The following is a 229-nucleotide window of genomic DNA, read 5'->3' as shown; positions in this document are numbered from 1 at the left end:
GCCATTCGCCGGGGAAACGTTTGTCAGAGGTGAGCCAGCCGACATCATGGCAGACGGCATGGCGGCGGATTTCGAGGCGGCCATGGTCATTGTCCGTGCTTTGATGGTGTTGGCAGGTGTCCGGACCAGCGTCGGCGAAGAAGCGCTCGACTTCGGCGCAAAGGGCGGGCCAGTTGCCCTTGAGGGCAAGCAGATAATCGGCGCCCTTGTTGCGGATGGCGGCGGCGAT

At 63.3% G+C, this 229-nt stretch carries 1 pseudogene; it reads right to left on the bottom strand.

Features of this window, described 5'->3' with window-relative positions:
• Positions 1-229: pseudogene (locus tag C5748_RS28470) on the bottom strand (ISAs1 family transposase); the annotation flags it as partial.

Source organism: Phyllobacterium phragmitis (genome assembly GCF_002980495.1).
In the GTDB taxonomy this organism is placed as follows: Bacteria; Pseudomonadota; Alphaproteobacteria; order Rhizobiales; family Rhizobiaceae; genus Paramesorhizobium; species Paramesorhizobium phragmitis.
Note: the sequence above shows the minus strand (reverse complement) of the source record. Positions and strands in the feature narration are given on the sequence as shown.